This window comes from Rubrimonas sp., assembly GCF_036788415.1.
GTDB lineage: Bacteria > Pseudomonadota > Alphaproteobacteria > Rhodobacterales > Rhodobacteraceae > Rubrimonas.
In genome coordinates this window covers 1-8,168 of the sequence record NZ_DAIQNN010000105.1, presented here as the reverse complement: position 1 = coordinate 8,168, position 8,168 = coordinate 1, and the positions used below count along the sequence as shown (strand labels likewise).

General features: G+C 67.8%; 7 protein-coding genes and 1 pseudogene. 6 read left to right on the top strand and 2 right to left on the bottom strand.

The features are described 5' to 3' along the window. Positions 1-337: 337 nt before the first annotated feature. Complete coding sequence (locus V7Q31_RS15815) at positions 338-1,354, bottom strand: LacI family DNA-binding transcriptional regulator (RefSeq protein WP_333834826.1); 1,017 nt, start codon at positions 1,352-1,354, stop codon at positions 338-340. Positions 1,355-1,586: 232 nt separating this feature from the next. Between V7Q31_RS15815 and V7Q31_RS15810 the strand changes: the two genes are divergently transcribed. From V7Q31_RS15810 to V7Q31_RS15785, 6 genes and pseudogenes are all read left to right on the top strand, one after another. Continuing rightward, positions 1,587-2,720 carry a mandelate racemase/muconate lactonizing enzyme family protein gene (locus V7Q31_RS15810; protein ID WP_333834825.1) on the top strand — a complete coding sequence of 378 codons (1,134 nt, stop codon included), beginning with the start codon at positions 1,587-1,589 and terminating at the stop codon, positions 2,718-2,720. A gap of 35 nt (positions 2,721-2,755) precedes the next feature. Beyond that, positions 2,756-4,027: an ABC transporter substrate-binding protein gene (locus V7Q31_RS15805; protein WP_333834824.1), complete on the top strand. Its 1,272-nt coding sequence runs from the start codon at positions 2,756-2,758 to the stop codon at positions 4,025-4,027. Then, positions 4,020-4,961 (top strand): carbohydrate ABC transporter permease, encoded by a 942-nt coding sequence (locus tag V7Q31_RS15800; RefSeq protein WP_333834823.1) that lies wholly within the window; start codon positions 4,020-4,022, stop codon positions 4,959-4,961. Before V7Q31_RS15805 ends, V7Q31_RS15800 begins: the two co-directional genes overlap by 8 nt. After that, a complete protein-coding gene (locus V7Q31_RS15795; RefSeq protein WP_333834822.1) occupies positions 4,958-5,806 on the top strand; it encodes a carbohydrate ABC transporter permease in 849 nt (282 codons plus the stop codon). Before V7Q31_RS15800 ends, V7Q31_RS15795 begins: the two co-directional genes overlap by 4 nt. A gap of 30 nt (positions 5,807-5,836) precedes the next feature. Then, positions 5,837-6,889, top strand: coding sequence for an ABC transporter ATP-binding protein (locus V7Q31_RS15790; RefSeq protein WP_333834821.1), 1,053 nt, complete (start codon positions 5,837-5,839; stop codon positions 6,887-6,889). A gap of 60 nt (positions 6,890-6,949) precedes the next feature. Beyond that, positions 6,950-7,219: pseudogene (locus V7Q31_RS15785) on the top strand (transposase); the annotation flags it as partial. 345 nt (positions 7,220-7,564) lie between these two features. Here the strand turns inward: V7Q31_RS15785 and V7Q31_RS15780 are convergent. Then, positions 7,565-8,168 (bottom strand): c-type cytochrome (locus V7Q31_RS15780; protein WP_333834820.1); only part of this gene is annotated, 604 nt, incomplete at its 5' end.

The following is an 8,168-nucleotide window of genomic DNA, read 5'->3' as shown; positions in this document are numbered from 1 at the left end:
GCGAAGACATCGACGAACGCCTGAACCGCGCGTCCCGGGAGCCTGGGCGTATGTCCGACGCAGCGGAACTGCGCGTAAATGCGGGTCACTGATCTGGGCGCGCGCCGAGGTATCCGTTGGGCCGCCGCAGTCACGCCTTCAGCGCAGGGGAGGGCGGCTCGGTTGCAGGGCGAGACGGCGTAGCGGCGACCCTCCCGGTTCCGGCCGGTCGCGGGGTCGAGGGTGGTCACTGGTAGGCCGCCGGTCGCGCGACCTTGGACTCAAGACAACCCACTGCCAAAAATGTCGCGGCAGGTCAGGGTTCTGACCAGAGCGAGTTTGACTATGCAGATCGAGTTCAGCCGCCGCGAGGCGGCGCCGTGGAGCCGCGGGTCACGAGTTCGGCGTTGAACACGACTTCGCGGGCCTCTCCGGTCCACGCGCCGAAGACGCGGTCGGACAGGAGCGCCCAGGCGCTCGCTGCAAGGGCCTCGACGGGCTGCCGGACGATGGTGAGCTGGGGCTTCACGATGTCCCCCCACACGGGATCGTCGAAGCACACGATCGACACGTCGAGCGGCCAGGACATCTCCAGCCGCAGCAACGCTTGCGCAAGCCAGAGCGCGAGGATGCTGTTGCTGGCGATGATCGCCGTCGGCGCATCGGGCCCGCCCATCAGTTCCGGCAACCGGCGCTCGAACAGGTCGCGGTCGTCGCCGAAGGCGATGACGTTCGATACAAGGTCGCCTGCGGAACTTCGCGACAGCGCCTCCAGCGCCGCGATGCGCTCGCGCGTGACCGAGAGTTGCGGAAAGCGGACAAGGAACAGGATGCGCCGGTGGCCGAGGTCGGTCAGGTGGGCGACCGCCGCCGCCATCGCCGCCCGCTCGTCAAGCGTGATGCGGTCGAAGCCGCCGTCGGGCACCGGATCGCGCCCCAGCACCACCGCCGGCAGATGGCTCTTGCGCAACAGCTCCAGCGACCGCTGCGGCGCGCGCGACGGCATCATGATGAGCCCGTCCACGCGGCGCTGCACGAGCGCGTCGATGCGGTCGTACTCGAGGTCAGGGTCTCCGTGGGTCATGACCTGCATCAGCGTCTGCCGGTTCGACGCTGCGACGCCCTCGATCGCCTCGGCCAGCGAGGTGTGAAAGGAACTGGACACGCCCGGGATGGACAAGCCGACGACATTGGCGCGCCGCTGGCGCAGCCCGCGGGCCAACCCGTTCGGACGATAGCCGATCTGCTCGGCCGCCCTCAGCACCTGCTCGCGGCGTTTGGCGCTGACCACGTCCTTGCCGCTCAGCACGTTCGACGCGGTGCCGACGGAGACCTCGGCCAGCCTGGCGACATCCTCGATCGTCGGTCGTCGCAATGCAGCGCCTCGTGCTTCAAGCCTCCGGGCGTCATGAGGCGCGTTCCCGGACGGCTGCGTCAAGCGGGGACGGGGCCGGCGACGGCGCCCGCCGCAAGGCCCCGAGGGCCCCACCGGGTCGCCGCCGCGCATGGGGCCCCGAACGTCAAACCCGACGCGCCGAAGCGGGGCATTGACAGGCAACGGGCCTCGCTTCACTCTGATTGAAAGGTTTCAAAAGCGGCGGTGCGTCGTGCAGGTGACGAAAGTCGAGACCGTCAAGGCCTGGGTCGACTGGTGCAACTGGCTGTTCGTCAGGGTCAGCACCGACGAGGGGCTGGTCGGGTGGGGCGAGGGTTCTCTCCCCGGCGCGCTCCGTGCCGTGGAGACGAACATCCACGAGATCGGCGAAATGCTCGTCGGTGAGGACCCGGCCGGCCCCGAGCGGCACTGGCACCGGCACTACCACGCATGGCGCTGGCGCGGCGGGGCGGTCGGCATGACCGCGCTGTCGGCGATAGACCTCGCGCTGTGGGACATCGAGGGCAAGCGTCTCGGCGTGCCAGTGCATCGTCTGCTCGGCGGCGCGCACCGCACGAAGCTGCGGGTCTATGCGAGTCACTGGCTGACCGGCGTCCGCACGCCCGACGCCGCGCTGGAGGGCGCGCGGGAGGCGCGACGGCGCGGCTTCACCGCCTTCAAGTTCATCCCCGCGACCTACGAAGGGCTGCTCGCCGACGAGGCCGGCGAGATCGCGCTGGCGGCCGAGCTGATGGCCGCCGCGCGCGAGGGCGCGGGGCCGGACGCCGAGATCTTCATCGAATGCGCCGAGTTCTTCTCGCCGCGCACCATCGTCCTGCTAGACCGCGCGCTCGCGCCCTACCGGCCGGGATGGTTCGAGGAGCCGCTGCCCTTCGAGAACGCGCGCGTGATGGTGCAGGCGCAGCGCACGATCACGACGCCCATTGCGACGGGCGAGCGGCTGCTGTCCCGGGCGGAGTTCCGCGAGCTTTTCGAGGGCGGCGGCTGCCGGGTCGCGCAGCCCGACGTCATGCATTGCGGCGGGCTGACCGAGGCCCGCAAGATCGCGGCCTACGCGGACATGCACTGCATCGCCGTCGCGCCGCACAACCCGGCCGGGCCGGTGAGCTGCGCGGCGACGATGCACCTGTGCGCGTCTATCCCCAACTTCATGATCCTCGAACAGATGGAGGACCAGCGGGCCTACCGCGACCGCGCCTCTAGCGTGCCGATCAGGCTCGAGGACGGCTGCTTCGTGTTGCCCGACGCGCCGGGCCTCGGGGTGGAGCCGAACCTCGACGTCCTCGCCGAACGGCCCTTCAGGGCCCATCCGATCCGCGAGCGCTACGGCGCGCTCTGGCGGTGAACGAAACCGACAACGAGCAAGAAGGGGAGGAGGCCATGCACAACAGAATTGACAGAAGGCAGGTCGTCAGGGGGCTCGGCGCAGGCGTCGCAGCGACGGCGCTCGGCGCGCCCTACATCGCGAAGGCTGCGACCACCAAGATCGTCTACTGGGCGTGGAGCGAACACGTCCGCGGGGCGAATGCGCTCTATCCGATGTTCAGGGAGATGCATCCCGACATCGAGGTCGACATCGTCAACCTCAACCCGCAGGAGATCCAGGACAAGATCCTGATCGCCATGGCCACGGGCGTCGGCGCGCCCGACGTCGGGCTCATCATCGAGGCGCGCTTCCCGACCTATCCGCCGACCGGCGGGCTGGCCGACGTCACCGACCACATCGCCGGTCTGGAGGATCAGTACGAGCCGCGGTTGTGGGAGCGGCTGCACTACAACGGCCGCGCCTTCGGCATGCCCTACATCAACAACAGCGCGGTGATGTTCTACCGGCGCGACATCATGGAGCGGATCGGGCTCTCCGCGCCGCCCGACACCTGGCCCGAGTGGATCGAGGCCGGGCGCAGGGTGCGGGCTCTGGGCGAAGACATCTACATGCACCAGGTCTCGGCCGGCGTTCCGGGCAACGGGCCACTCATGGCCTACATGGAGTCGGCAGGGGTCCAGTACTTCGGCCAGGACGGCCGCACCATCCGCAACAACGAGAAGGCGACGCAGCAGCTCAAATTCTACCACGACATCGTGCACGAGCACGACATCGCGCTGCTGGTGCGTCACAACTCGCCCGAGCATTTCGTGGCGATCAAGACCGGCAAGCTCGCGGCGCTGCATTCCGGCAACTGGGGCCTCGACCGTCTCGAGCAGGAGGCGGCGGACGACTTCGGCAAGTGGGGCGCCGCGCCGTGGCCGCGCTGGAGCGCGGATGCCCCGCCTTGGACGGGCACATGGGGCGGCAGCGTGCTCTCCATCCCGCGCTCCGGGCGCAACGTTGACGCCGCCATCGAGTGGGCGAAGTTCCTCGGCACGAACGTCGAGGCGCAGGTCGGGCTCTGGCTCAACAGCTACGGCTATCCCGCCAACCTGCGCGCGCGGCAGGATCCTCGGCTGCGGGAGATCAACCCGTTCCTCGGCGAGTCGATGTACGAGAGCTCGCTGGCGCCGCGGGAGACCCAGTACATGAACCTCGTGCCGGACTGGCCGCGCATTCAGGTGGCCATGGGCCGCGAGCTCGACCTCATGCTCGGAAGCGGCAAGGCGCCGGAGCGCGCCTGGGCCGATTTCGAGGCGGAGATGATCGGCTTCTATGGCTGACGACGACGCCCCGGAGAGCGCGCTGGCCGGCGGGGCGAACCCGCCGCGCCACGCGCTTTGGCGGCTCGCCCCGAGCCGGCGCGCACTCGCGCCCTACCTGTTCCTGACGCCGTTCTTCGTGATCTTCGGTCTGTTCTGGATCTTCCCCATCGCCGCCTCGGTCTACTACTCGATGACCGAATGGCGCGGCATCACGCCGCCCGTTTTCATCGGGGTCGGCAACTACCTTGCGCTGATTAACAGTCCGCGCTTTCACAGGGCGCTTGGCAACACGCTGGTTCTTGCGTTCTTTTACGTTCTTGTCTCAAATATTCTGGCGCTGTCGCTGGCGTTGCTGCTCAATACCGGATGGATGCGGTTCAAGCAGCTGTTCCGGACAGCATTCTTCCTGCCGATGACCATCAGCATCGTGGTCAGTGCGGTGATCTTCCAGCTGATCTACGCGGGCGACATCGGGCTCATCGCCAAGGCGCTGTCGGCCTTTGGCCTGCGCGGCCCGATCTGGCTTCAGGAGGAGGGGTGGGCTACCGCGGCCATCATCATGCTGCGCGTCTGGCGGACGCTCGGCTACTATACGCTGATCTATCTGGCCGGGCTGCAGACGGTCTCGGGCGACCTGCGCGAGGCGGCGATCATCGACGGCGCGCGCCCGTGGCAGGTGACGTGGTTCATCACGCTGCCGTCGATCCGCCCGGTGATCCTGTTCTGCGTGGTGATCTCGACGATCTCGGGGCTGGAGATGTTCGACGAGGTGATGATCCTCACGCAGGGCGGTCCGGCGGATTCCACCCTGACGGTGGCAGTCTACCTCTACCAGCAGGGCTTCCAGTTCCTCCAGCTCGGGCACGCCGCGGCGGCCTCCTACGTGCTGACCTGCATCGTCGTGCTGATCGCCATCCTCCAGAAGGTGACCATCGGTCAGGATCCGCGATGAGTGCAGGGGAACGCACCTCTTCGGTCAACGACCCGCCGCCGATCGCGCAGTGGCTCACTGTCGGCGCGCTGCTCGTGCTTCTCAGCGTAGTGCTGATGCCCTGGGCTTGGGCGCTGGTGTCGTCGTTCAAGGTGCGCAGCGACATCATGTCCCCGGGCTTCTGGCCCCGGCGCTGGGTGACGGACAACTATTTCCGGCTGTTTTCCGAGACGTTTTATCTGCGATGGCTATTAAACAGCGTCGTCGTCTCAGTCTCAGCCATGGCAATCGGCACGCTGTTCGGCAGCATGGCTGGCTTCGCTTTCGCGAAGTATGAGTTCCGGGGCAAGACCATCCTGTTCTGGATCGTCATCGGGTCGATGTCGATCCCGGCCTTCACGACGATCATCCCGCTGTTCGGCTGGATGGCGCGCTTCGGGCTGATCAACACCTATCCGGCCCTGATCCTGCCCTTCGCCGCCAGCGCCTTCGGCCTGTTCCTCATGCGGCAGTACATCTCCACCCTGCCGGACGAGCTGATCGAGGCGGCGCGCATCGACGGCTGCAGCGAATTCCGCATCTTCTGGTCGATCATCCTGCCCCTCGCACGGCCGGCGCTCGGGACGGTGGCGATCCTGATCTTCATCGCTTCGTGGAACTCCTTCATCTGGCCGCTGGTGATGATGCGATCCGAGGACATGTTCACGCTGCCGGTGGGCATCGCCGGGCTGAACAGCGAGCAGACGCCCGAATACGGGATGGTCATGGCGGCCGCGCTGGTGTCGTGCGTGCCGATCGTGACCGTCTTCTTCCTGATGCAGCGGCAGATCATCTCGGGCCTGACCCGCGGCGCGGTGAAGAGCTGAGATGGGCCCGGAGCAAGGATTGGTGCGCAAGTGTCGTCAGTAAGCATCGTCGACGTCGCCAAGGCCTTCGGCGGCGCGCAGGTCATCCACGGCGCGTCAATCGCCATCGAGGACGGCGAGTTCGTCATTCTGGTCGGACCCTCGGGCTGCGGAAAGTCGACCCTCCTGCGGATGGTCGCCGGGCTTGAAGACGTAACGTCGGGCACGATCCGGATCGGCCCGAAGGTGGTGAACGACGTCCCGCCAAAGGAGCGGGACATCGCCATGGTGTTCCAGAACTACGCACTCTACCCGCACATGACGGTCGCCGCGAACATGGGCTTCTCGCTCAGGATGCGCGGCGCGTCGCGGCGTGAGATCGAGGAGAAGGTGGCGCGCGCCGCAGACATTCTGGGGCTGACCCCTCTGCTGTCGCGCTACCCGCGCCATCTGTCGGGCGGCCAACGCCAGCGCGTCGCCATGGGCCGCGCCATCGTGCGCGACCCGCAGGTATTCCTGTTCGACGAGCCCCTGTCCAACCTCGACGCCAAGCTGCGCGTCGCCATGCGCTCGGAGATCAAGGCGCTGCACCAGCGGCTCGAAGCCACGACGCTCTATGTCACGCACGATCAGGTGGAGGCCATGACGATGGCCGACCGGATCGTGGTCATGAACGCCGGGCGGATCGAGCAGATCGGCACGCCGCTCGACCTCTTCGACCGGCCCGTCAACCAGTTCGTGGCCGGGTTCATCGGAAGCCCGGCGATGAATTTCGTGGACGGCGTGCTGGAGGCGGACGGCTTCCGGTCGGACGACGGCCACCTCCTTCCCTGCATCGCAAGGCGACCGGACCTCGTCGGCGCGCGCGCCGTCTACGGGATACGGCCGGAGCATGTGCGGCTCTCGGCGGACGGCCTCGCGCTGCCGGTCGTCGTCACCGAGCCGACAGGGGACGACACACTCGTCGTTCTCAAGCTCGGCGCCGGCAGCCTCAATTGCCTGTTCCACGAGCGCCTCGCGTTGCAGCCGGGGGCGACTCTGTCGATCTGGCCCGATCCCGCAAAGGCCCACCTGTTCGATCCCGTCAGCGAGGTCCGGCTCTAGCGGGCCGCTGAAGAATCGGACCATCGACGCGGTTCGAGGACCGTGATTTCTCCCCGGCGTCTGGGCGCCGACGGTTTTCGCCAAGAACCGCGACCGGCCCTTGATGACGGAGGAGCCGCCACCTTCGTCGCCGCCCCGACCTTGCGCGGCATTATCGCGCCCTTCGTGCCGCGCGGCGCGATCAACTGCGACGCGTTCGAGACCTATGTCCAGAAGGCTCTCGTGCCGGAGCTGCGGCCTGGCGACATCATCGTCAACGACAACCTCTCAAGCCACAAGGGGCCGCGGGCGCGCGCGCTGATCGAGGCCGCGGGCGCCCAGTTGCTGTTCTGCTCTCGGGGAAAGCCGCCCAGCGGACGCCCTTCTTGTCCCTCGATTTGGATCGGCGCGGGGTTCCGACGCCGATCGGCGCCGCAAACTATCGATTTCCTTGGCGTGACAGGGCTCCCAACACTGCGCCGATTCACAGTTCGGTGAACAGCCGGTCGCGCGACCGGGGTGCGCCTTCCTCGTCCGCGTGGCAGCGCGAGAGAGTGGCGACTTTTCGAGGATCTCGCCGTTCGCGGCTTTGCCACCTCCGACGCAGTTCATGCGCGTGCTCATGATGGCCTCGCACAATCGGCGGCTTCGATATGGCGGCCGTGCCGGCGGCGACTCCTATATGAGGTCCGGGCCCTAAGTGTCTGGCCAAGGGGGCTGATCCGTGAAATGCGCGCGCATGAAGCGCAGGAGATTTCGCATCTCACGGTCATCCAGCGCCGGAAAGGCCGGCATCGTTTTCGTCGGGGCCCCTTGCGGCGGTCGGACGCCATGCCGGACGACGGCGACAACGTTTGCAGGGTTGTCGGCGCGCAGCGCCGCCGTCACGGCCAGTGGCGTCGTGTCGGAGCCCTGACGATGGCAGTTGGCGCAGCGCGCGGCGAAGATCTCCAGCCCTTCCAGCAGCGCGGGATCGCTGCGATACAGGTCTCGCTCCGCGGCCGCGGGCGTCTGTCCGGACAGCTCCCGCGCGCGAGCCGAGGCGCGCGCATCCTCGGCAGGCCCGGCGCCGCCTCCGCCCGCCGCCAGCAGATAGGCCGCCATGGCGTAGGCGTCGTCCTCGTCGATCACGGCGAGATTGTCGACGACCGCGGTCATCGGGCCGGCGGCGACGCCGTGATCGCCGTCCCAGCCGTCGAGGAGGTAGTTGACCAAAGCGTCCTCGGTCCATGGGAGCAACCCGACCGACCGGGCCCCGAGAGGCGGCGCATACCAGCCGTCGCCGAGCATCGCCCCCGCA

Bases quoted from the DNA above. Each gene is read 5' to 3' on its own strand.
- V7Q31_RS15795 (WP_333834822.1), top strand. From the start codon at position 4,958: ATGAGTGCAGGGGAACGCACCTCTTCGGTCAACGACCCGCCGCCGATC.
- V7Q31_RS15805 (WP_333834824.1), top strand. From the start codon at position 2,756: ATGCACAACAGAATTGACAGAAGGCAGGTCGTCAGGGGGCTCGGCGCA.
- V7Q31_RS15800 (WP_333834823.1), top strand. From the start codon at position 4,020: ATGGCTGACGACGACGCCCCGGAGAGCGCGCTGGCCGGCGGGGCGAAC.